Below are 21,517 nucleotides of genomic sequence, written 5' to 3' on the forward strand. Positions count from 1 at the left end.
GTCGTTTGGATCACCCCGCGCCGCGAGCCCTAGGACCCGGCGGACCTACGGCGACGGCACCGCGCGGGTCGCGTCCGTGCCCCAGCTGGCCAGCAGACGCAGCGACTCGGCGGACGGCGAGCCCGGCTCCGCGTGGTACGTCACCAGGGACTGGTCGGTGCCGTCCGACAGCCGGAAGGACTCGAAGTTCAGGCAGAGGCCGCCCACCAGGGGATGGTGCAGTCGCTTCAGCCCGTGGCTCTTCTCCTTGACGTCGTGTGTGGCCCACAGACGGCGGAACTCCTCGCTTTTCACAGAGAGTTCGCCCACCAGCGCCGACAGCCTCGGGTCGTCCGGGTAGCAGCCCGCGTCCATGCGCAGCGCGCAGACGATGTCGATCGCCTTCTGCTCCCAGTCCACGAACAGCTCGCGGTACTCGGGCCGCAGGAACACCAGCCGGGCCCAGTTGCGCTCGGCCGCCGGCAGCTCCGCCCAGTCGCCGAAGACCGCCGCCGCCATGCGGTTCCAGGCGAGGATCTCCGAGCGGCGGCCCACGACGTACGCCGGCACCCCGTCCATCGAGTCCAGCAGCTGCACCAGCGCGGGGCGGACCTGCTGCTGACGCGCCGCCGGCTTCTTCTTGTGCGCCTTCGGCTTGGCCAGGTGGGTGAGGTGCGCGTGCTCGGCGTCCGTCAGCCGCAGGGCCCGGGCGATCGAGCCGAGGACCTCCGCCGACACGTTCCGCCCGTTGCCCTGCTCCAGGCGCGTGTAGTACGCCACCGACACCCCGGCCAGCTGCGCCAGCTCCTCCCGGCGCAGCCCCGGCACCCGGCGGTGCCGGCCGAAGTCGGGCAGTCCCACGTCCTCCGGCTTCAGCCGCGCCCGCCTGCTGCGCAGGAACTCGCTCAGCTCGGCACGCCGGTCCAGGGGTAGGCCGGGGGCGGCCGCTTCCGGCTGTTCGTCCATACCGCCAGTATCGGTGCCGCCGGCCGGTCGTACGCCCACGAGCCTGATCCCGCCAGTGGTAGGCACGGCGGACGTACGCAGAGGTGTGGACTGGGTGACCCGTGGGACCTGATGCAGGCTGGACCTGTGCCCGGCGGTGAGGCAGCCGGGCACGCACGGAGCTGCTAGGGAGAACCCCGCCATGACCACTGTTGCCGCGTACGCCGCGCCCGCCGCGAAGGCCCCGCTGGAGCGGACCACCATCGAGCGACGCGCGGTCGGCGAGTTCGACGTCCTGATCGACATCAAGTTCGCCGGCATCTGCCACTCCGACATCCACCAGGCCCGCGAGGGCTGGGGCGAGGCGATCTTCCCGATGGTCCCGGGCCACGAGATCGCGGGCGTCGTCTCGGAGGTCGGGACGGGAGTGACGAAGTTCGCCGTCGGCGACCGCGTGGGCGTCGGCTGCATGGTCGACTCCTGCCGGGAGTGCGACAACTGCAGGGCCGGCCTGCAGCAGTACTGCGCCAAGGCCCCCACCTGGACGTACAACGCCGTCGGCAAGGACGGCGAGCCCACCTACGGCGGTTACGCCGAGAAGATCGTCGTCGACGAGAACTACGTCGTCCGCATCCCCGAGGGCCTGTCCCTCGACGTGGCCGCCCCACTGCTGTGCGCCGGCATCACCACCTACTCCCCGCTCAGGCACTGGAACGCGGGCCCCGGCAAGAAGGTCGCCGTCGTCGGCCTCGGCGGTCTCGGCCACATGGGCGTCAAGATCGCCCACGCGCTCGGCGCCGAGGTCACCGTGCTGTCCCAGTCCCTGCGCAAGAAGGACGACGGCCTGAAGCTGGGCGCCGACGACTACCGGGCCACCAGCGACCCGGAGACCTTCGCGTCCCTGAAGGGCACCTTCGACCTCATCCTCAACACCGTCTCGGCCCCGCTCGACTTCGCCGCCTACCTGTCCCTGCTGCGCACGGATGGCACCATGGTGAACGTCGGCCTGCCCGAGGAGCCGGTGCAGATCGTGCTCCAGTCGCTGTTCGGCAACCGCCGCAGCCTGAGCAGCTCCGGCATCGGCGGTATCCCCGAGACCCAGGAGATGCTGGACTTCTGCGCCGAGCACGGCCTGGGCGCCGAGATCGAGCTGATCAGCGCGTCCGAGATCAACGAGGCGTACGAGAGGGTGCTGGCGAGCGACGTCCGCTACCGCTTCGTCATCGACACCGCCACGATCTGATCGCGGCCCTGCCGGCAGGGCGCGGGGCGACCCCCGCGCCCTGCCGGCGCGCCCCGCCGCTCAGAGACGGCTGTACTCCTCGATGTCCTCCGTGAACTCCTCGATCGCGCGCGCGGTGAGCGTCGGGCGGGTGTCGGCGATGGCGTCCAGATAGTCCTCGGTGGTGGCGGGCCGCCCCCGGCGGTGGGCGACCTCGCGCTCGAAGGCCGCCTGCGCACCCTTGCGGGCCGCGAACTCGATGTCGGCCGGGGTGAACAGCTCGCTGGCCGCGACCAGCCTCGCGATGTCGACCGACTCCCCGGCGGCCCGCAGATAGCGGGCCCAGATCGCCGAGCGGGCGGTCGGGTCCGGTGGGCCGATGGGGATGACGTAGTCGAACCGTCCCGGCCGCAGGAAGGCCGCGTCCAGCGAGCGCACCGAGTTGGTGGCGCAGACCAGCAGCCGCGCGTCGGACTCGCGGAACACCGGGATGAGCTTGAGCAGTTCGTTCGTCACCCCGTGCCCGGGGTCGACCGCCTTGCCGGAGCGCGCGCCCGCGATCTCCTCCACCTCGTCGATGAAGAGCACGACCGAGTCCAGCTCCGCCAGGTCCGCGAAGACGTCCCGCAGCGCCGTGGCCAGACCCTCGCTGGTGTCGGCCGCGAGCCGGGACGGGAAGAGCTCGACGAACGGCCAGCCGAGCCGCGAGGCGACCGCCTTGGCGAAGCTCGTCTTCCCGGTGCCCGGCGGCCCGAACAGGATCACGGCCTTGGGCGGGACGACCCCGTAGCGGTCCGCGAGCGCCGGCTCCGTCAGCGGGAGCACCACCCGGCGCTCGACGACCTGCTTCTCCCGCTCCATGCCGGCCATGGCGTCCCAGAGCCCCTCGGGCAGCATCCGGCCGCCCAGCGCCGTGAGGACGTCGGCGTTGGCGGCACCGAGCGGTTCGAGCTTCTCGTAGTAGGTCAGGTCGTCGCGGAACCGGTAGCCGGAGTTCTCCAGCGCCTTCGTGCCGGCGGCGCCCGCCGGCAGCAGCGCGCTGATGTGGCGCACGCCCAGCGCCCGCAAACGCCGTTCCAGTTCGGCGAGCAGGGCGCTGCCGATCCCGCGCTCGCGCCAGCGCGCGGCCAGTGCCACCAGCAGGACCCAGCCCCGCTTGCCCTGGGCCTCGGCCACGGCCATGCCCACCAGTTCGTCGCCGACGACCGCGACCACCGCCGGCTGACCGGCCTTGGCCGCCGCCATCACCTCGGAGACCGGGAACACCCGGTCCTCGTCGGCCCGGCGGCTCTGGTCCCAGATCTGGATGGCCTGGTCGAGATCGTCGTCGTGATAGTCGCGCAGATGCCAAGCGGGCATCGCCACCACCTCACCCGGCCGGGGTTCACATTGTCCCCTGGGAGAGCACCGGGTGCCGAGCCGGGACGGACCCGCGGGACCCCCGCGCCCGGGCGGGTCCGGACGGCCGCGCCGTCGTGATCCACGGTCGCCGGGTACTCGTTGCCGGGGTACACCGGAGAGGAGACCGCCGACGCGGACGCGGGGCGCACAGGGCGGCACAGGAGGCGACTTCCATGGCCGACGGAGGTTGGCGCGGCGGCGCGGGCGACACCGGGGCCGTGACCCTCGACGCGCTGTTCAGCCAGGCGCCGGTCGGGATGGCCGTCCTCGACAGCGACCTGCGGGTGATCCGCATCAACACAGCGACACCCGCCATGGAGGGGCTGCGCGAGGAGGACCTGATAGGCCGCACGTTCCCCGGCTCGCACCACATGGTGGAGGCCCGGGCGGCCGAGGCTCTCGTGCGCGCGGTGCTGGCGTCCGGCGTACCGGTGCGGCGCCGGATCCTGCGGGCGCGGCCGCCGGCCCACCACGGCGAGGAACGCCTGTACGAACTCTCCGCGTTCCGGCTCCTGGACCCGCTGGGCGGGGTGCTCGGCATCACCATCACCGTCCTCGACGTCACCGACCGGGAACGGGCCCTGGCCCGGCTGGCCGTCCTCGACAAGGTGCGCGAGCGCGTCGGCCGCAGCCTGGACACGGTGGTGACCTGCCAGGAACTGGCCGACACACTCGTACCGGGCTTCGCCGACATCGCGGTGGTGGAGCTGGTGGACGCCGTGGTCCGGGGCGAGGAACCTCCGGCGGCGCCGCTCGACCCGTGCCCCGCGCTGCTGCGGGCCGCCTTCCGCAGCGGCGCCGGGGAGGGCCAGCCGCAGGCCCTCCCGCTCGGGCACATGGGGATCCTGCCCGAGCCGACCCCCTTCAGCCAGGCCCTGTCCGACCTGCTGCCCCGCGCCGTCCCGCTCGTGCCCGGACCGTCCTGGCTGGACGCCGACCCCGCGCGCGGCCGGGCCATCCGCGAGACCGGGGCGCACAGCATGCTCGTCGCCCCCCTGACCCTGTGGGACGCCGCGCTGGGCCTGGTGAGTCTGTACCGCACCTCCTCGCCGCGCCCGTACGAGGAGAGCGACGCGGAGCTGATCCGCGACGTGGCCCGGCACACCGCGCTGTGCGTCGACAACGCCCGCCGGTACACGCGCGACCACTCGGTCGCGGTGACCGTCCTGCAGCACCTGCCCCCGCTGCACGCCTCCTCGCAGACGGCGCTGGAGGTGGCGGGCGTCGCACACTCCGGTACCGGGGAGAGAGCCTGGTACGACACCATCCCGCTGTCCGGCGCCCGCACCGCGCTGGTCGCCGGATCCGTCGACGGAGGAGGCATCCAGGCGACCGCGGTCATGGGCCAACTGCGCACCGTCATCATCTCCCTGGCCGTCCTGGACCTGGACCCCGAGGATCTGCTCGCGCGGCTGAGCGACACGGCCACCCTCCTGACGGCCGAGCGGGCCTCGCTCCCCGGCGCCGGCGAGCCCGCTCCCGAGCCCCCCACCGCGGGCTGCGTCTACGCCGTGTACGACCCGCTGACCAGAGCCTGCACCATCGCCCGGGCCGACCATCCCGGGCCCGTGATGGCCGGTCCCGACGGGAGCGTCGAGCAGCCCGACATCACGCCCGGTCCGCGCCTGGGCAGCACCGACCAGTCCCCCTTCGCGGCGACGACCGTACGGATCCCCGAGGACAGCGTGATCGCCTTCCCCGGCACCCCGGCGCTGGTCCCCTACCTGACCGCCGCCGCGGGCCTCCACCGGGCGGCCCCGGCGGGCTCGTCCCGCAGCCCCCGGAAGCTGTGCGAGGAGATCCTCTGCGACCTGCCGCCCGAGGTCACGACGGAGGGTGCCGTGTTCCTGCTGGCCCGCACCCGGCCGTTCCCCTCGGACCGGGTCGCCACCCGCGCGCTCGGCAGCGAGTTCACCGCCGCCGCGACGGCCCGTGAGTTCGCAACGGCGCGGCTGGCCGAGTGGGACGTGGACGAGGAGACCGCCTTCGGCACCGAACTGATCGTCAGCGAGCTGGTCACCAACGCGCTGCGCCACGGCAGTCCGCCACTGGAGCTGCGCCTGATCATGGACCGGTCCCTGACCTGCGAGGTGAGCGACTCCAGCGCCGCCACGGCGCCGCATCTGCGGCACGCGCGCGCCACCGACGAGGGCGGCCGGGGCCTGTTCATCGTCGGGCACCTGGCCCAGTCCTGGGGCGTGCGCTACTCGGCCGACGGCAAGACCGTCTGGACCGAGCAGGCACTCGACGGCCAGAACGCGGAGCCACCACGGCCCTGACCCGCCACGGTCCTTGCCTGTCACGCCCCTGACCGACGAGGTGCCGCCCGGCGGTCCGGTGAGCGGCCGTGCCGCCCGGCGGGCCCGCGACCGGTCAGCCGGGGAGGCTCGCGGGGCTGCCGCCGTTGGCCTCGTAGCCGCCCACCGCCAGCGCGCGGTAGACGGCGAACTCGGCGGCCGGGTCGGCCGACAGGATCCAGGGCAGCGCGCCGACGTGACCGTCGACGTGTATCAGCTGGTGCATGGCCTCCGACCAGCGCTCGGCGCGGACCAGGAAGAAGATCAGCAGATGGCGGACGTGCGCGAGCACCGGGTCGTCGGCACGGGCGGCGTGCACCGCGTGCAGCGCGCCGTGCATCGCCCTGGTGACGACCTCGCTCTGGTAGAAGCTCGCGACCAGGTTCACCTCCGGCAGGTGCTCGAACACCGCGAACAGCGGCAGCGCGGCGAGCAGCGAGCCCTGCGGGGCGCGGGCCGCGGCGGCCTCGGCGAAGGCGTACGCCTGTTCGCGCGAGCCGTGCCACTTCTCGCACCAGTAGTGCAGCGCGGCCAGGTGCGCGCCCATGTGGTTCGGGGCGCGGTCGAGGATCTTGAGCCACAGCTGCTCGAACTCGTCCCGCGGACAGCCGAGTCCGCGGGCGGCGGACAGCTCGACGATGTACGGCACCGGGTCGCCGGGGGACAGCAGGGCCGCCTGCCCGCACGACTCCCGGGCCTCCTCCATGATGATCCGGAAGTCGTCCGTGCCGGGCGTGGACGTCCGCCAGGCCTGCTGCACCAGGAACTCCGCGTGCACCGCGGCACCGCCGGCGTCCTTGGGCTGCTCGGCCCGCCACACCCGCAGCCACTGGCCGCCCGGTGTCTCGTGCACCCCGCCGGGCCGCTGCTGCAGTTCGAGCGCGGCCGCGCCGGCGAAGGCCTGCACCCGCTGCCAGCGCAGCTCGCCCCCGATCTCGGTGCCGGCCAGCAGCTGGGCCGCCGCGCGGTAGTCCTGTGTGCGCTGCACCAGGTCCAGGACGTCCAGCAGGTCCTGGTCCGGGCCGGGCATGCGCACGTCCAGCTCCTCCTGGCGCACGAAGCCGTAGTCCGCCGGGTCGGCGGCGTCGGGGTGACCCGGGGGGACCTGCTCGATCATCCCGCGCCTGCGCCGCATGACCGGGAGCAGCACGAAGCTCAGCATGAGCAGCGCCATGAGCAGCCAGAGAATCGCCATGCCCCAAGCGAACCAGACGCCGCCGACAGTTGGCCAACCCCACCGCCGCCCTGTGGAAAACCCTGGTCCGGGCCATGACAGGAGGGGGCCGTGAGCCGCCTTACCTTCCGCCGCCGTCCTGCCTTCCGCCGCGTCCACCTCCCGCCGTCGTCCTGCCTCCCGCCGTCGTCCACCTCCTGCTGCCGTCCCGGCTGCCGTCGTACCCCTGCCGTCGTGGCCCGCCGTCGTACCCCCGCCGTCGTCCACGCAGGGAAATCCCTCGCGCCGCTGCCCCGTGAGCCGGGTGGGCGTCAGGATCCGGCCAGGCGCACTACGCTCGGTGGACATGAGCGACAGGCACATCAGTCAGCACTTCGAGACTCTCGCGATCCACGCGGGCAACACCGCGGATCCCCTCACCGGCGCGGTCGTCCCGCCGATCTACCAGGTCTCGACCTACAAGCAGGACGGCGTCGGCGGGCTGCGTGGCGGCTACGAGTACAGCCGCAGCGCCAACCCCACCCGGACCGCCCTCGAGGAGAACCTCGCCGCGCTGGAGGGCGGCCGCCGCGGCCTCGCCTTCGCGTCGGGCCTGGCGGCCGAGGACACCCTGCTGCGCACGCTGCTCAGCCCGGGCGACCACGTGGTGATCCCGAACGACGCCTACGGTGGCACCTTCCGCCTCTTCGCCAAGGTCGTCACCCGCTGGGGCGTCGAGTGGTCCGTCGCCGACACCAGCGACCCGGCCGCCGTGCGGGACGCGATCACCCCGAAGACCAAGGCCGTCTGGGTGGAGACCCCCTCCAACCCGCTGCTCGGCATCACCGACATCGCCGCCGTCGCCCAGGTCGCGCACGACGCGGGCGCGCGGCTCGTCGTCGACAACACCTTCGCCACGCCCTACCTCCAGCAGCCGCTGTCGCTCGGGGCGGACGTCGTCGTGCACTCCCTGACCAAGTACATGGGCGGTCACTCCGACGTCGTCGGCGGCGCGCTGATCGTGTCCGACCAGGGCCTCGGCGAGGAACTGGCCTACCACCAGAACGCGATGGGCGCCGTGGCCGGCCCCTTCGACTCCTGGCTGGTGCTGCGCGGCACCAAGACCCTCGCGGTGCGCATGGACCGGCACAGCGAGAACGCCACGAGGATCGCCGACATGCTGACCCGGCACGCGCGCGTGACGAGCGTGCTCTACCCGGGCCTGCCCGAGCACCCCGGCCACGAGGTCGCCGCCAAGCAGATGAAGGCGTTCGGCGGCATGGTGTCCTTCCGGGTCCAGGGCGGCGAGGAGGCAGCCGTCGAGGTCTGCAACCGCGCCAAGGTGTTCACCCTCGGCGAGTCCCTCGGCGGTGTCGAGTCCCTCATCGAGCACCCCGGCCGGATGACGCACGCCTCCGCGGCCGGCTCCGCCCTCGAGGTGCCCGCCGACCTGGTGCGCCTGTCCGTGGGCATCGAGAACGTCGACGACCTGCTGGAGGACCTGCAGCAGGCCCTGGGCCAGTAGTCCCGGGTCACCAGCCGGTGACCGGTGGAGTCGTCTGCGAGGGCGGCTCCACCCACGGGTGGGCCCGCGCGGCCCACACACTGAACGCCACGACGGCCGCGCACGCCAGCAGCCACAGCACCCGGCGCAGGAGCAGCCTGCGCCGCAGCACCCGCTCGCCGCGCCGCACCGCCTCCGCGTGCAGCTCCGGCGGCACCGCCACCGGCCGGTCCTCCATGACCCGCCGTACGGCGGCCTCCCGCTCCGTCCGGTTCACCGGACCCTCCCCGCGTGCCGCGCTTCGCGCGTTTGCTGGGGTTGCGCGACGGCGCACGGGGGCGCCGGAAAGCCGTGTCGCGGCACCGGCGAGCCCCGCCGCGGTGCCGTACGCGCAGGCCGTGGCCCCATGACCGGGAGCGACGGCCCCAAAACGCCGTGTCGCGGGCTCATGACGGTGCCACCTTCGCGCCCACCGCGCGCGGGCCGGCCGGCCGGGGCGGATGCAGCACCGTGGCCGTCGCACGGTCGCAGATGGTGTGGACGCGGTCCACGGGCAGGCCGAGCAGGGCCGCCGCCTGCTCCTCGGCGATGCCCTCGTAGAGCCGCAGCACCAGGATCAGCCGTTCCTGCGGGCCGAGCGCGGCGAGCGGGCTGCGCGGATCGGGCCGGGTGCGCCCGAGGACGAGGTACCGGTGCCAGGTGGCGCGCGCGAAGCGGGTCGCGAGGTACTGGCGGGCGCAGTCGTACGGGTCCTCGCCGCGCAGCCGGTCCCAGCGGGCGTAGGTGTGGCCGAGGGCCAGGGTCAGCAGGCGGCGCGCCCGCGGGTTGGCGTCCGGCGGCTCCGCGGTGAGCAGCGTGGCGGCGTGCAGCAGCCGCCCGGCCGCGCCCGCGACGAACGCCTCGAACTCCCGGGCCCGGCGGGCCCCGCGGGACACCTGCCGATCAAGCACCGCGCCTCCCCCATGAGGGGCCCCGTCCGGTACGGGACAGGTGAACCGCGTACGACACAGGACCCGGTCTCATATGAGGCCAGCGCGGGCCCGGGGTCAAGAGCTGGGACCGCTCCTGTGCACGGTGCGGCTCAGGACGCCGGCGGCTGCTCCGCGGCCGGGCCGCCCTGCAGGGTCCGCGCGGACAGTGCGTGGTTGAAGCGCGTGAGGAGCGTGCAGAACTGCTCGCGCTCCTCCGGTGCCCAGTCGTGCGTCAGCTCGGCCATCAGCTGACGCCGGGACGACCGCACCTCCTCCAGCCTGGCGGCCCCGCGCGGGGACAGCTGGAGCACCACCGCGCGGCCGTCCTCCGGGTGCGAGGTGCGCTTGACCAGCCCGGTGTCGACGAGGGGCGCCACCTGCCGGGTCACCGTCGAGGAGTCGATGCCCATGCCCGCGGCGAGCGCCTTGACGCCCATCGGGCCCTCCTTGTCGAGGCGGTTGAGCAGCAGGTAGGCGGCGCGGTCCATGGAGTTGCGCACCTGCCCGACCCCGCCGAGCCGCGTCTGTTCGGCGCGGCGGGCGAACACCGCCACCTCGTGCTGGAGGGTGTCGAGAAGACCGGGGTCACCGACGGTCGTCATGTCCATCGACATTTCAGGTGTTGTGGGCATGGCCGGAGGCTCACTTCATGGAGGGCTGCTGGGTTGGGGGACAGGGTACGCGGCCCGGCGCCGGGCCGTACCGGCGCTGCACAAACCGGTCTCGGAGGTTGGTCACACCAGTCGTACGCGAGTGTGAACTGCGATGCTGGAGTCATGAGCTACGGCACGGCTGACTCCTTGCGTTCCGTCACCCTCGACGATGTGCGCGGAGCCCAGAAGATGCTCTCGGGTGTGGCACGGGTCACCGCGATGGAGGGCAGCCGGTACCTGTCCCAGCTGGTCGGCGCGCCCGTGCAGTTGAAGTGCGAGAACCTCCAGCGGACCGGCTCGTTCAAGCTGCGCGGTGCCTATGTGCGGATCGCCGGGCTGCTGCCCGAGCAGCGGGCGGCGGGCGTGGTGGCCGCGAGCGCCGGGAACCACGCGCAGGGCGTGGCGCTGGCCTCCTCGCTGCTGGGTGTGCACGCCACGGTGTTCATGCCCAAGGGCGCCCCGCTGCCGAAGGTGAGCGCGACCCGGGACTACGGCGCCGAGGTGCGCCTGCACGGCCAGGTGGTCGACGAGTCGCTGGCCGCCGCCGAGGAGTACGCGGACGCCACGGGCGCGGCGCTCATCCACCCCTTCGACCACCCGGACATCATCGCGGGCCAGGGCACGGTCGGCCTGGAGATCCTGGAGCAGTGCCCGGAGGTGCGCACGATCGTCGTCGGGATCGGCGGCGGCGGACTGGCGGCCGGCATCGCGGTCGCGGTCAAGGCGATCCGGCCCGAGGTCAGGATCGTGGGGGTGCAGGCGGAGGGCGCGGCGGCCTACCCGCCCTCGCTGACCGCCGGGCACCCGGTGACGGTGGAGAACCCGGCGACCATGGCCGACGGCATCAGGGTGGGCCGGCCCGGGGCGGTGCCCTTCGGGATCATCCGGGAGCTGGTCGACGAGGTGCGCACGGTCCGCGAGGACCAGCTGTCGGCCGCCCTGCTGCTCTGCCTCGAACGCGCCAAGCTCGTCGTGGAGCCGGCCGGGGCCAGCCCGGTCGCGGCGCTGCTGGCCGCGCCGGACGCCTTCGAGGGCCCGGTCGTCGCCGTGCTGTCCGGGGGCAACGTCGACCCCGTCCTGCTCCAGCGCGTGCTGCGGCACGGCATGGCCGCTCAGGGCCGCTACCTGGCCGTCCGGCTGCGGCTGACCGACCGTCCCGGCGCCCTCGCCATGCTCCTCGGCACGTTGTCGCTGACCGACGCCAACGTCCTCGACGTCAGTCATGTGCGCACCGATCCGAGGCTCGGGCTCAGCGAGGCCGAGGTGGAGCTGCACCTGGAGACCAAGGGCCCCGTGCACTGCGCCGAGGTCGGCCAGGCCCTGCGGGACGGGGGCTACACGGTCATCGACTGAGGCCTCGCCCCGGCCGGCCCGGGGCCGGGATCGGGCCGGGGGAGCACTCGTTCGAGCAATCATGGCCGAAGTCCATTGAGAGACGCGATACATCGCGTTATGGTGTGCCCGAAATCCCGCAACGCATCCCCGACGACGTGGAGACGGAGACACACATGCCAGGCGCCATCTATGCCGAAGGCCTGGTGAAGACCTTCGGCGATGTAAGGGCACTGGACGGCGTAGACCTCGACGTGCCCGAGGGCACGGTCCTCGGCCTGCTCGGGCCGAACGGCGCCGGCAAGACCACGGCCGTCCGCTGCCTGACGACCCTGCTGCGCCCCGACAGCGGCACGGCCGTCGTCGCGGGCGTCGACGTCCTCAAGGATCCCGACGCCGTCCGCCGCTCCATAGGCCTGTCCGGCCAGTTCGCGGCGGTCGACGAGTACCTGACCGGCCGGGAGAACCTGCAGATGGTCGGCCGGCTGTACCAGATGGGGGCCAGGGCGGCCCGGCGGCGCGCGGTGGAACTGCTGGAGCAGTTCCACCTCGCGGACGCCGCCGACCGACCCGCCAAGACCTACTCCGGAGGCATGCGCCGCCGGCTCGACCTCGCCGCGGCGCTCGTGGTCTCACCCCCGGTGATGTTCATGGACGAGCCGACCACCGGCCTCGACCCCCGCAACCGCCAGCAGCTGTGGGAGGTCATCAAGCAGCTCGTCTCCGGCGGTACGACGCTGCTGCTCACCACCCAGTACCTGGAGGAGGCCGACCACCTCGCCCACGACATCGCGGTGGTCGACCACGGCCGGGTCATCGCCAAGGGCACCTCCGACCAGCTCAAGGCCCGCACCGGCGGCGAGCGCGTGGAGGTCGTGGTGCACGAGCGCGAGGACATCCGGACCGCCGCAGAGGTGCTCACCGCCTTCGGCAAGGGCGAGATGACGGTCGAGGAGCACACCCGCAGGCTCACGGTCCCCGTCACCGGCGGCGCCAAGCTGCTCGCCGAGATCATCCGGGAACTCGACGGGCGCGGGATCGAGATGGACGACGTGGGCCTGCGCCGCCCCACTCTCGACGACGTCTTCCTGTCCCTGACCGGACACATGGCCGAGACACCCGGCCAGGACGCGGAGAACGGCCGGGACGCGGAGAACGGCAAGGAGGCCGTGAAGTGAGCGCCGTGAACGACTCCCTGGTCATCGCCCAGCGGAACCTGATCCGGATGCGCCGGATCCCCGAGATGCTGATCTTCGGGCTGATCCAGCCCATCATGTTCGTGGTGCTGTTCACCTACGTGTTCGGCGGCTCGATCCAGGTCGGTGCGTCCAGCTCCACGCAGGCCTACCGCGAGTTCCTGATGGCCGGCATCTTCGCCCAGACCGTGACGTTCGCCACCGCGGGCGCCGGGGCGGGCATCGCGGACGACATGCACAAGGGCCTCGTCGACCGCTTCCGCTCCCTGCCCATGGCGCGCGGCGCGGTCCTGACCGGGCGCACCCTCGCCGACCTGGTCCAGACGGCGCTGACCCTGCTCGTCCTCGCGATCGTGGCCGTCCTGGTCGGCTGGCGCACGCACGAGAACCTCGGCAAGGTGCTCGCCGGATTCGGCCTGCTCCTGCTGCTCGGGTACGCGTTCTCCTGGATCGGCGCTCTCATCGGCCTGTCCGTGCGCACGCCCGAGGCGGCCACCTCGGGCGGTCTGATCTGGCTGTTCCCGCTGACCTTCATCTCGAACGCGTTCGTGGACGCGAACCAGATGCCGGCCTTCCTGCGGCACATCGCGGAGTGGAACCCGTTCAGCGCCACCGTGCAGGCGTGCCGTGAGCTGTTCGGCAACCTCCCCCCGGGGTTCCGGACGCCCGACGCCTGGCCCATGCAGCACCCGGTGTGGGCCTCGCTGATCTGGTCGGTCGTGATCATCCTGTTCTTCCGCACCCTCGCGGTCCGCAAGTACCGCCGGGCGGCCGGCTGACGGCGCCCCGGGCATGACGAAGCCCCCGGCGTCCGGTCGATGCGGATGCCGGGGGCCCGAGGAATCGGGGGGGCCGGTCAGCCCGGGTAGGGCTCGGCCTTCAGGATCTTCACCGAGGCCTTCTTGCCGTTCGGCAGCTCGTACTCCGCGTCCTCGCCCACCTTGTGGCCGATGACTCCGGAGCCGAGCGGGGACTGCGGCGAGTACGTCTCGACGTCGGAGCTCGCGTACTCACGGGACGCGAGCAGGAACGTCAGGGTGTCGTCCTCGTCACCGTCGAAGGCGATCGTGACGACCATGCCGGGCGCGACGGCGCCGTCGGCGGAGGCCGGGGCCTCGCCCACCTGGGCGTTCTCGAGGAGCTGGGTCAGCTGGCGCACGCGCAGTTCCTGCTTGCCCTGCTCCTCCTTGGCCGCGTGGTACCCGCCGTTCTCGCGCAGGTCGCCCTCCTCGCGCGCGGCCGCGATCTTGGCGGCGATCTCCGTGCGCGCAGGACCAGTAAGGTACTCAAGCTCGTCCTTGAGCTTGTTGTACGCCTCCTGGGTCAGCCAGGTGACGTTCTCGCTGGTCTGGGTCACAGGGTGCTCCTCGTCGGTACTGGGAAATACAAAGCATCGCCCTACCCAGAAGAATGTTCCCTCTTGGATGGGCGAAACCACGAGCCTAACAATTCAATGGCGGAAGGGGGAGGACATAAGCCATCAGAATTGCATCAACGCAGGTCGGAGCCTACGCATTCCGGGTGACGGCGGGGAGTGTCCGGGTGCCGTCAGCCGGTGTGACAGCCGAGCAGCTCGGCCGTGCTGCCCTTGGCCGTGGTGCGGAGCGTGACCACCTTGTCGATGCGCGTGGCCGGCCCGCTGAAGCGGAAGTCCGCGCGGCCCACCTCGGAGCCGTCCGCCGCCTGGGAACGCAGGGTGCAGTAGCCGTCGGTGCCGGAGTCCTTGTGGACCTCCAGATGCACATGGACCGCGTTGTCGGTGGCGTCGAAGGTGACCACCTGGGCGCTGATCTTGGTCTCCACGACGTAGTGGTAGGCGAAGTACCCGACCAGCGCGAGCAGCAGCGCGCCCAGCACGACGCCCGCGATCCTGAGCTTGCGGTCGGCGCGCTCGTCCGAGGAGCGGCCGTAGCGGCCCTCGGGCAGCCGCGTGCTCGCCGTACTCATGATCGTCCTCTCCGCGGAATTATTCGCCCCCCGATTCGGTCACTATAGAAGCCGCCGAGTGCGCCCTGAGCCATGGGGGCGCCGACTTGACGCGCACCCCGGGCCTTGGGGTGCCGACCTACCGAGGATTGAGTCTTGACTGACCAGCTGCGACTGATGGCCGTTCACGCGCACCCCGACGACGAGTCGAGCAAGGGCGCGGCCACCATGGCGAAGTACGTGTCCGAGGGGGTGGACGTGCTGGTGGTGACCTGCACCGGTGGAGAACGCGGGTCCATCCTCAATCCGAAGCTCCAGGGCGACCCCTACATCGAGGAGCACATCCACGAGGTACGCAAGAAGGAGATGGACGAGGCCCGGGAGATCCTCGGCGTCGAGCAGGAGTGGCTCGGCTTCGTCGACTCCGGCCTGCCCGAGGGCGACCCGCTGCCGCCGCTGCCGGAGGGCTGCTTCGCCCTGGAGGACGTCGACAAGGCGGCCGGTGAGCTGGTGCGGAAGATCCGCGCCTTCCGTCCGCAGGTGATCACCACCTACGACGAGAACGGCGGCTACCCGCACCCCGACCACATCATGACCCACAAGATCTCCATGGTGGCGTTCGAGGGCGCGGCGGACCGTGAGAAGTACCCCGAGGCGGAGTACGGCACCGCCTACCAGCCGCAGAAGCTCTACTACAACCAGGGCTTCAACCGTCCCCGCACCGAGGCCCTGCACCAGGCGATGCTCGACCGGGGCCTGGAGTCGCCGTACGGGGAGTGGCTCAAGCGCTGGAGCGAGATGGAGCGCACCGAGCGCACGCTGACCACGCACGTCCCGTGCGCGGACTTCTTCGAGATCCGCGACAAGGCGCTGATCGCGCACGCCACGCAGATCGACCCGGACGGCGGCTGGTTCCGGGTGCCGATGGAGCTCCAGAGGGAGGTCTGGCCGACGGAGGAGTACGAGCTGGCGAAGTCCCTCGTCGATACCTCCCTCCCCGAGGACGACCTCTTCGCGGGCATCCGGGACAATGCCTGACATGAGTGCAAGCGTGAGCCTGGCAGTGACGCACCTGGTCCCCCTCGCCAAGGACGTCGACCAGAACAAGGTCACCCCCGGCGTCCTCGGCTTCATCGTCTTCGCGGTGATGGCCCTGGCGGTGTGGGGCCTGATGAAGTCGATGAGCAAGCACATGGGGAAGGTCGCCTTCAAGGAGGCCCCGGACCCCGAGGCGGAGCAGGCCGGGGACAAGGCCGACTCCGCGGCGCGGCAGGGCTGAGCCGGGGCGTCAGCGCGCCGCCGGTACCGCCACCCCCATCACCTCGCGGGCGTGGCGGTCCGGAGTCATGCGCAGACGCCAGGCCTGCCAGCCGGCCTCCAGGCTCACCCCCCGCTCCAGCAGCAGGGCGTACGCCGAGACGCACTCGGTGAGCTTCTCGTCCCGCAGCGGGTGCCCGGCGCGGGCCAGCTGGGCCAGTTCCTCCTGGGCCACCGCCGTGCCCACGTCCACGCCGCCGGGCGCCGCGTAGGGCAGCAGCGTGCAGCGCAGGAAGCGAGCCCAGTCCTCGCCCCGCCGGTCTCCGTAGGAGGCGAACAGGTCGAGCGCCTCGTCGCACAGGCCCAGCGCCTGCTGCGTACGGGCGTTGCCCGCGTCGACGACCGCCAGCTCCAGACAGGTCCAGGCCTCGCCGTGGGCGACGCCGATCCGCTGGAAGTCGGCGCGCGCGTCCACGAGCAACTGGCGGGCGAAGCCCGAGTTGCGCAGCGAACCCGTCTGCGCGGCCCGCTGGTCCCGGGTGGCGCGGGCCGAGTGGTGGCGGGCGCAGGCCAGCCCGTAGACGTCCCGCATCCGGGAGAACATCGTGCGGGACCGCTCCAGGTCGCGCACCGCCTGGTCCAGCTCGCCGGCCTCCTCCCGCGCCTGACCCAGGTAGTACAGCGTCCAGGCCTCGCCGCGCGCGTCCTCGTTCTCCCGGTGCCGGGCTGCGGCCTGCCCGAGGCCCTCCACGGCCGCCGCGATGTCGCCGTCCACCAGCCGGGCCCGGGCCAGCTGGGTCAGCGCCCAGGCCTCGCCGCGGGCGTCGTGCGTCCGGCCGTAGCGCTCCAGGGCGGCCCGCAGCTCCGTCTCCGCGCGCGGTACGTCGCCCATCCGCAGCGCCAGCTGGCCCAGCTGGAAGTGGGCCCAGGCCTCGCCGTGCACCGAGCCGCCCTCGCGGTGCAGGACCAGCGAGCGGGTGAGCAGGTCCAGCGCCTCCGGCAGCCGGGCCCGGTCGCGCTGCACGGCCGCCAGCGCGTGCATCGTCCAGGCCCGGTCGGTCGCCAGCTCCGGCGCCGCCTGCAGGGCGAGCGACTCCTGGAGCCGGGCGGCGGCCTCGGTGAGATTGCCCTGGTGGTGCAGGGTGATCCCGAGGGAGGTCAGCGCGCGGGCCGCCCCCGCGTCGTGGTGTGCCTCCCGGTACAGGTCCACGACCGAGGCCAGCGTGGCGCGCGCCTTGTCCAGCTCGCCCAGCTGCCGGGCCGCGATGCCGGTGCGCCACTGCACCGAGCGCACCAGCAGCCCCTCGTCCACGGCCTGCGTCAGCTCGCTGATCTCCCCGAGCCGGTATAGGTCGCCGCGCAGCAGGCAGTAGTCGCACAGGGCGCCCAGCAGGTTCTGCACGGCCGCCTGGTCCACGCCCTCCGCCTGGCGCAGCGCGGCCGTGATGAAGCTGGACTCGTCGTCCAGCCAGCGCAGCGCCTCGTCCAGCGAGGTGAAGCCGTGCGGGCCGAACCGGTCCGAGCGCGTCGACATGTTGCCGTCGACCAGGCGCAGCACCGAGTCGGCCAGCTCCGCGTAGTTCACGATCAGCCGTTCCTGCGCCGCCGTGCGCTCGGCCGGCTCCTCCTCGTCCAGCAGCCGGGCCTGGGCGAAGGCACGCACCAGGTCGTGCAGCCGGTAGCGGCTGCCGCGCACATGGTCGATCAGACCCGCCCGGGCCAGCGCCGTCAGATGGCGCCCGGCCTCGGCCTCGTCGGTCGCGAGCAGCGCGGCGGCGGCCGCGGCGCCGAGCGAGGCCCGGCCCGCGAGGGCGAGCCTGCGCAGCAGCCTGCGGGCGGGCTCGGGCTGATCGGTGTAGCGCAGCCACAGTGCCCGCTCCACCGGTTCCACCGGTCCGTACGCCCCGAGGTCCGAGGCCAGCTGCCGGGGCGAGCGCGGGCCGAGCGAGGAGCCCGCCACCCTCAGCGGCAGCGGCAGACCCCCGCACAGTTCACGGATCCGGTCGGTGGACTCCGCGTCGTACGGACCCGGCGTCTCCTCGGCCGCCGCGCCCAGCAGCTCCTCGGCGCCCGCCGCGTCCAGCGGCTCCACCGGCAGGTGGTGCACCCAGGCCGGGAGGTCCGCGGGCAGGTCGAGGGCGGTGCGTGCGGTGACCAGGACCAGACTGTCCGAGTGCTCCGGCACCAGCGCCCGCACCTGCCCCGGGTCCGAGGCGTCGTCCAGCACGATCGTCACCGGCAGCCCGGTCAGATGCCGGTGGTACAGCTCGCCGAGCCGCTTGACCTGCTGGTCGGGCAGCGAGCGCTCCCGGAACAGCAGCTGCTCGCGGGGCGCGCCCAGCCGGTTGAGCAGGTGCAGCAGCGCGTCCCGGGTGGCCAGCGGCGCCTCCTCCCGGCTGCCGCCGCGCAGGTCCACGACCACCGCGCCCCGGAAGTGGTCCCGCAGGTCGTGCGCCGCGCGCACCGCGAGCGCGGTCCGGCCGGAGCCGGGCGCGCCGTGCAGCACGACCACCGTCGGCCGGGTCTCGGTGGCCGCCCGGGCCGACTGCGCCCACTGCCTGATCCGCGCCAGCTCCGCCCGCCGCCCCGCGAACGGGCCGTCCGGCTCGGGCAGTTGACCGAACGACTGCTCCAGCACCGTGCGCCTGCGGGCCGCCGCGCTCTTGTCCGCGCCGCGCAGCGCCGGGCCGCCCGGCTTCTTCGGGCCGGTGGACGCGCTGAGCATCCGCTGCTGGTCGAGGAACGGGCGGATGCCCCGCACCTCCAGCGCCGTCAGCCACTGCAGCCGCAGCTGCTCCGGGCCGCCGGGCTGGCCGGCCGCGCCCGCCCGGTGGTGGGCGGCGGGCAGATGCGTGCCGGCCACCTTCACCACCGTGGCCGCGGCGCCGACCACGCCCGTGACCACACCGGCGCCGACGGCCGTACCCGCGCCGGTGCCGAGGGACAGGTCGGCCACGGCGGCGGCGACCGCGGCGACGGCGGCCACCAGCAGAGCGGTTCCGGCGCCCTCGCGGGTGCAGCGCTGCCCGAACGTCAGCCGGCCGGCCTCGGCCTCGTCCAGGGCGCGGGTGTAGGCCTCGTACTCCTCGCCCGCCGTCCCCGCCATCGCGTCCAGCGAGCCACGCGCCCGCGACAGCAGCGGCCGGCCGTCGATGCGGCCGCCGGAGCGCCGCACCTCCTCGTCCACGGCCCGCACCAGCAGCCGGTCGGCCTCGGCCCGGTGGTCGTCCCGCATGCCCCGTCCCCCTCCCGCGACAACACCTCTGCCTACAAGTGTCCTTCGAGCGGGGCCGCAGCGGGAGGGGTGCTCGCCGGTGGGGAGTTGGGGAGGTACGGAGACGCCCCTGTGAGCGCCCGCCGAACCGCGGGGAGGAGTCCGCGGGGAGTCCGGCGGACATCGGGCGCGCCACGTGAACCCGCGCTTCCGCGCCGCGCCCGGGCCCGTGGGAGAGTGGAACGGTGAACCGACTGGCCGATGAGACGTCCCCGTACCTGCTCCAGCACGCCGGCAACCCCGTCGACTGGTGGCCGTGGTCCGCCGAGGCCTTCGACGAGGCCCGCAGGACCGGCAGGCCCGTGCTGCTGAGCGTCGGCTACTCGAGCTGTCACTGGTGCCACGTCATGGCCCACGAGTCCTTCGAGGACCAGGCCACCGCCGACTACCTCAACGAGCACTTCGTCAGCGTCAAGGTCGACCGCGAGGAACGCCCCGACGTGGACGCCGTCTACATGGAGGCCGTGCAGGCCGCCACCGGACAGGGCGGCTGGCCGATGACCGTGTTCCTCACCGCGGACGCCGAGCCCTTCTACTTCGGCACCTACTTCCCGCCCGCGCCCCGGCACGGCATGCCCTCCTTCCGGCAGGTGCTGGAGGGCGTCCAGCAGGCCTGGAGCACCCGCCGCGACGAGGTCGCCGACGTCGCCGGGAAGATCGTGCGCGACCTCGCGCAGCGGGAGATCAGCCACCAGGGCGCCCGGCCGCCCGGCGAGCCGGAACTCGCGCAGGCCCTGCTCGGGCTGACCCGCGAGTACGACCAGCAGCGCGGCGGATTCGGCGGCGCGCCCAAGTTCCCGCCGTCCATGGTGCTGGAGTTCCTGCTGCGCCACCATGCGCGGACCGGTTCCGAGGGCGCCCTGCAGATGGCCGCGGACACCTGCGAGCGCATGGCCCGGGGCGGCATCTACGACCAGCTCGGCGGCGGCTTCGCCCGGTACTCCGTCGACCGCGACTGGACCGTGCCCCACTTCGAGAAGATGCTCTACGACAACGCCCTGCTGTGCCGGGTCTACGCGCACCTGTGGCGGGCCACCGGCTCCGACCTCGCCCGGCGGGTCGCGCTGGAGACCGCCGACTTCATGGTCCGCGAACTGCGCACGAACGAGGGCGGGTTCGCCTCGGCGCTCGACGCCGACAGCGACGACGGCAGCGGACGGCACGTCGAGGGCACGTACTACGTCTGGACGCTCGAGCAGCTGCGCGCGGTCCTCGGCGACGACGCCGAACTCGCCGCCCGCCACTTCGGGGTGACCGAGGAGGGCACGTTCGAGCACGGGCAGTCCGTGCTCCAGCTCCCGCAGAGCGAGGGCGTCCTCGACGCCGGGAAGGACGCCTCCATCAGGAGCCGGCTCCTCGATGCGCGCGGGCGGCGGCCCGCGCCCGGCCGGGACGACAAGGTCGTCGCCGCATGGAACGGCCTCGCCGTCGCCGCGCTCGCCGAGACCGGTGCCTACTTCGGCAGGACCGATCTGGTCGAGGCCGCCCTCGGCGCCGCCGACCTGCTGGTGCGCGTGCACCTGGACGAGCAGGGCCGTCTCGCCCGGACCAGCAGGGACGGCCGCGTCGGGGCCAACGCGGGCGTGCTGGAGGACTACGCCGACGTCGCCGAGGGCTTCCTCGCGCTCGCGTCCGTGACCGGGGAGGGCGTCTGGCTGGACTTCGCCGGGCTGCTCCTCGACCATGTGCTCGCCCGCTTCACCGATCCCGCGGACGGGGCGCTGTACGACACCGCCTCCGACGCCGAGCGGCTCATCCGCCGCCCGCAGGACCCCACCGACAACGCCACCCCCTCGGGCTGGACCGCGGCGGCGGGCGCCCTGCTCGGCTATGCCGCGCACGCCGGGTCCGAGCCGCACCGGACCGCCGCCGAACGCGCGCTGGGGGTCGTGGGGTCCCTCGGGCCGCGCGTGCCCCGGTTCGTCGGCTGGGGGCTGGCCGTCGCCGAGGCGCTGCTCGACGGGCCGAAGGAGGTGGCGGTGGTCGGTCCCTCCCTCACCGACGAGGGCACGACCGCCCTGCACCGCACGGCACTTCTGGGCACCGCCCCGGGCGCCGTCGTCGCCGTGGGCACTGCGGAGAGTGACGAGTTCCCGCTTCTCGCCGGCCGGCCGCTCGTGTCCGGCGCACCGGCGGCGTACGTCTGCCGCAACTTCACCTGCGACGCCCCGACGACCGATCCGGATCGGCTGCGAGCGGCGCTGAACGCGCGCTGAGCAGTTCTGATCCCGGGAGAGCGGAACGTTCGAACTGTCCACATGTGGGCACCTGTTCGGATAGATCCCGCTACCCGTGCCACCGTTCCGAAACACGCTCTTTATCGGAAGAGCTCCCTCGCTTCACAGATCCCACCTAGTCTCTGCACAGCGGGCGACGAGAAGTGACTCAACGTCGCCTGCACCGGGGG

The 21,517-nt window shown here is 73.0% G+C and carries 18 protein-coding genes; 9 read left to right on the forward strand and 9 right to left on the reverse strand.

Annotation, left to right across the window (positions count from 1 at the left end):
* Nucleotides 1-45: 45 nt before the first annotated feature.
* Nucleotides 46-945: a helix-turn-helix domain-containing protein gene (locus ACZ7FF_RS15395; RefSeq protein ID WP_470812669.1), complete on the reverse strand. Its 900-nt coding sequence runs from the start codon at nt 943-945 to the stop codon at nt 46-48.
* Nucleotides 946-1,126: 181 nt separating this feature from the next.
* Here ACZ7FF_RS15395 and ACZ7FF_RS15400 point away from each other — a divergent pair, with 181 nt between their 5' ends.
* Complete coding sequence (locus ACZ7FF_RS15400; protein WP_470812670.1) at nt 1,127-2,167, forward strand: NAD(P)-dependent alcohol dehydrogenase; 1,041 nt, start codon at nt 1,127-1,129, stop codon at nt 2,165-2,167.
* A 60-nt stretch (nt 2,168-2,227) separates the two neighbouring features.
* On the opposite strand, the gene ACZ7FF_RS15405 is transcribed toward ACZ7FF_RS15400, so the two are convergent.
* The gene (locus tag ACZ7FF_RS15405; protein ID WP_470812671.1) at nt 2,228-3,514 is read right to left on the reverse strand and encodes an ATP-binding protein; all 1,287 of its coding nucleotides are present in this window, start codon (nt 3,512-3,514) and stop codon (nt 2,228-2,230) included.
* 206 nt (nt 3,515-3,720) lie between these two features.
* Between ACZ7FF_RS15405 and ACZ7FF_RS15410 the strand changes: the two genes are divergently transcribed.
* Entirely contained in the window at nt 3,721-5,826 is a 2,106-nt protein-coding gene (locus tag ACZ7FF_RS15410; protein WP_470812672.1) for a SpoIIE family protein phosphatase, read from the forward strand.
* A 94-nt stretch (nt 5,827-5,920) separates the two neighbouring features.
* On the opposite strand, the gene ACZ7FF_RS15415 is transcribed toward ACZ7FF_RS15410, so the two are convergent.
* Nucleotides 5,921-7,039, reverse strand: coding sequence for a hypothetical protein (locus tag ACZ7FF_RS15415; protein WP_470812673.1), 1,119 nt, complete (start codon nt 7,037-7,039; stop codon nt 5,921-5,923).
* A gap of 325 nt (nt 7,040-7,364) precedes the next feature.
* On the opposite strand from ACZ7FF_RS15415, the gene ACZ7FF_RS15420 reads away from it, so the two are divergent.
* A complete protein-coding gene (locus ACZ7FF_RS15420) occupies nt 7,365-8,522 on the forward strand; it encodes a cystathionine gamma-synthase (protein WP_470812674.1) in 1,158 nt (385 codons plus the stop codon).
* A gap of 7 nt (nt 8,523-8,529) precedes the next feature.
* Here ACZ7FF_RS15420 and ACZ7FF_RS15425 read toward each other — a convergent pair whose 3' ends face one another.
* The 3 genes from ACZ7FF_RS15425 to ACZ7FF_RS15435 all read right to left on the reverse strand — a co-directional run bounded on the left by ACZ7FF_RS15425 (nt 8,530) and on the right by ACZ7FF_RS15435 (nt 10,086).
* Nucleotides 8,530-8,778: a hypothetical protein gene (locus ACZ7FF_RS15425; protein ID WP_470812675.1), complete on the reverse strand. Its 249-nt coding sequence runs from the start codon at nt 8,776-8,778 to the stop codon at nt 8,530-8,532.
* Nucleotides 8,779-8,947: 169 nt separating this feature from the next.
* On the reverse strand, nt 8,948-9,451 hold the full coding sequence (locus ACZ7FF_RS15430; RefSeq protein WP_470812676.1) for a sigma factor-like helix-turn-helix DNA-binding protein: 504 nt from the start codon (nt 9,449-9,451) through the stop codon (nt 8,948-8,950).
* Nucleotides 9,452-9,582: 131 nt separating this feature from the next.
* The gene (locus tag ACZ7FF_RS15435; protein ID WP_470812677.1) at nt 9,583-10,086 is read right to left on the reverse strand and encodes a MarR family winged helix-turn-helix transcriptional regulator; all 504 of its coding nucleotides are present in this window, start codon (nt 10,084-10,086) and stop codon (nt 9,583-9,585) included.
* 162 nt (nt 10,087-10,248) lie between these two features.
* On the opposite strand from ACZ7FF_RS15435, the gene ilvA reads away from it, so the two are divergent.
* From ilvA to ACZ7FF_RS15450, 3 genes are all read left to right on the forward strand, one after another.
* Nucleotides 10,249-11,478 (forward strand): threonine ammonia-lyase, encoded by a 1,230-nt coding sequence (ilvA, locus tag ACZ7FF_RS15440; RefSeq protein ID WP_470812678.1) that lies wholly within the window; start codon nt 10,249-10,251, stop codon nt 11,476-11,478.
* Nucleotides 11,479-11,633: 155 nt separating this feature from the next.
* Nucleotides 11,634-12,635, forward strand: a complete 1,002-nt coding sequence (locus ACZ7FF_RS15445; RefSeq protein WP_470812679.1) for an ATP-binding cassette domain-containing protein — start codon at nt 11,634-11,636, stop codon at nt 12,633-12,635.
* A complete protein-coding gene (locus ACZ7FF_RS15450) occupies nt 12,632-13,432 on the forward strand; it encodes an ABC transporter permease (protein WP_470812680.1) in 801 nt (266 codons plus the stop codon). The genes ACZ7FF_RS15445 and ACZ7FF_RS15450 overlap by 4 nt, the downstream gene beginning before the upstream one ends.
* A gap of 77 nt (nt 13,433-13,509) precedes the next feature.
* On the opposite strand, the gene greA is transcribed toward ACZ7FF_RS15450, so the two are convergent.
* Nucleotides 13,510-14,010 (reverse strand): transcription elongation factor GreA, encoded by a 501-nt coding sequence (greA, locus tag ACZ7FF_RS15455; protein ID WP_470812681.1) that lies wholly within the window; start codon nt 14,008-14,010, stop codon nt 13,510-13,512.
* 191 nt (nt 14,011-14,201) lie between these two features.
* Nucleotides 14,202-14,600 carry a DUF4307 domain-containing protein gene (locus tag ACZ7FF_RS15460; protein ID WP_470812682.1) on the reverse strand — a complete coding sequence of 133 codons (399 nt, stop codon included), beginning with the start codon at nt 14,598-14,600 and terminating at the stop codon, nt 14,202-14,204.
* A 156-nt stretch (nt 14,601-14,756) separates the two neighbouring features.
* Between ACZ7FF_RS15460 and mca the strand changes: the two genes are divergently transcribed.
* Complete coding sequence (mca, locus tag ACZ7FF_RS15465; RefSeq protein ID WP_470812769.1) at nt 14,757-15,617, forward strand: mycothiol conjugate amidase Mca; 861 nt, start codon at nt 14,757-14,759, stop codon at nt 15,615-15,617.
* Nucleotides 15,610-15,858: a hypothetical protein gene (locus ACZ7FF_RS15470; protein WP_470812683.1), complete on the forward strand. Its 249-nt coding sequence runs from the start codon at nt 15,610-15,612 to the stop codon at nt 15,856-15,858. Before mca ends, ACZ7FF_RS15470 begins: the two co-directional genes overlap by 8 nt.
* A gap of 9 nt (nt 15,859-15,867) precedes the next feature.
* Here ACZ7FF_RS15470 and ACZ7FF_RS15475 read toward each other — a convergent pair whose 3' ends face one another.
* Complete coding sequence (locus tag ACZ7FF_RS15475) at nt 15,868-19,071, reverse strand: tetratricopeptide repeat protein (RefSeq protein ID WP_470812684.1); 3,204 nt, start codon at nt 19,069-19,071, stop codon at nt 15,868-15,870.
* Between the two features lie 224 nt (nt 19,072-19,295).
* Between ACZ7FF_RS15475 and ACZ7FF_RS15480 the strand changes: the two genes are divergently transcribed.
* Nucleotides 19,296-21,326: a thioredoxin domain-containing protein gene (locus ACZ7FF_RS15480; RefSeq protein ID WP_470812685.1), complete on the forward strand. Its 2,031-nt coding sequence runs from the start codon at nt 19,296-19,298 to the stop codon at nt 21,324-21,326.
* Nucleotides 21,327-21,517 lie beyond the last annotated feature (191 nt).

This window comes from Streptomyces sp. NPDC037126, assembly GCF_055605965.1.

Bases quoted from the DNA above. Each gene is read 5' to 3' on its own strand.
- ACZ7FF_RS15395 (WP_470812669.1), bottom strand. From the start codon at position 945: ATGGACGAACAGCCGGAAGCGGCCGCCCCCGGCCTACCCCTGGACCGG.
- ACZ7FF_RS15400 (WP_470812670.1), top strand. From the start codon at position 1,127: ATGACCACTGTTGCCGCGTACGCCGCGCCCGCCGCGAAGGCCCCGCTG.
- ACZ7FF_RS15410 (WP_470812672.1), top strand. From the start codon at position 3,721: ATGGCCGACGGAGGTTGGCGCGGCGGCGCGGGCGACACCGGGGCCGTG.
- ACZ7FF_RS15415 (WP_470812673.1), bottom strand. From the start codon at position 7,039: ATGGCGATTCTCTGGCTGCTCATGGCGCTGCTCATGCTGAGCTTCGTG.
- ACZ7FF_RS15420 (WP_470812674.1), top strand. From the start codon at position 7,365: ATGAGCGACAGGCACATCAGTCAGCACTTCGAGACTCTCGCGATCCAC.
- ACZ7FF_RS15435 (WP_470812677.1), bottom strand. From the start codon at position 10,086: ATGTCGATGGACATGACGACCGTCGGTGACCCCGGTCTTCTCGACACC.
- ilvA (WP_470812678.1), top strand. From the start codon at position 10,249: ATGAGCTACGGCACGGCTGACTCCTTGCGTTCCGTCACCCTCGACGAT.
- ACZ7FF_RS15445 (WP_470812679.1), top strand. From the start codon at position 11,634: ATGCCAGGCGCCATCTATGCCGAAGGCCTGGTGAAGACCTTCGGCGAT.
- ACZ7FF_RS15460 (WP_470812682.1), bottom strand. From the start codon at position 14,600: ATGAGTACGGCGAGCACGCGGCTGCCCGAGGGCCGCTACGGCCGCTCC.
- mca (WP_470812769.1), top strand. From the start codon at position 14,757: ATGGCCGTTCACGCGCACCCCGACGACGAGTCGAGCAAGGGCGCGGCC.
- ACZ7FF_RS15470 (WP_470812683.1), top strand. From the start codon at position 15,610: ATGCCTGACATGAGTGCAAGCGTGAGCCTGGCAGTGACGCACCTGGTC.
- ACZ7FF_RS15475 (WP_470812684.1), bottom strand. From the start codon at position 19,071: ATGCGGGACGACCACCGGGCCGAGGCCGACCGGCTGCTGGTGCGGGCC.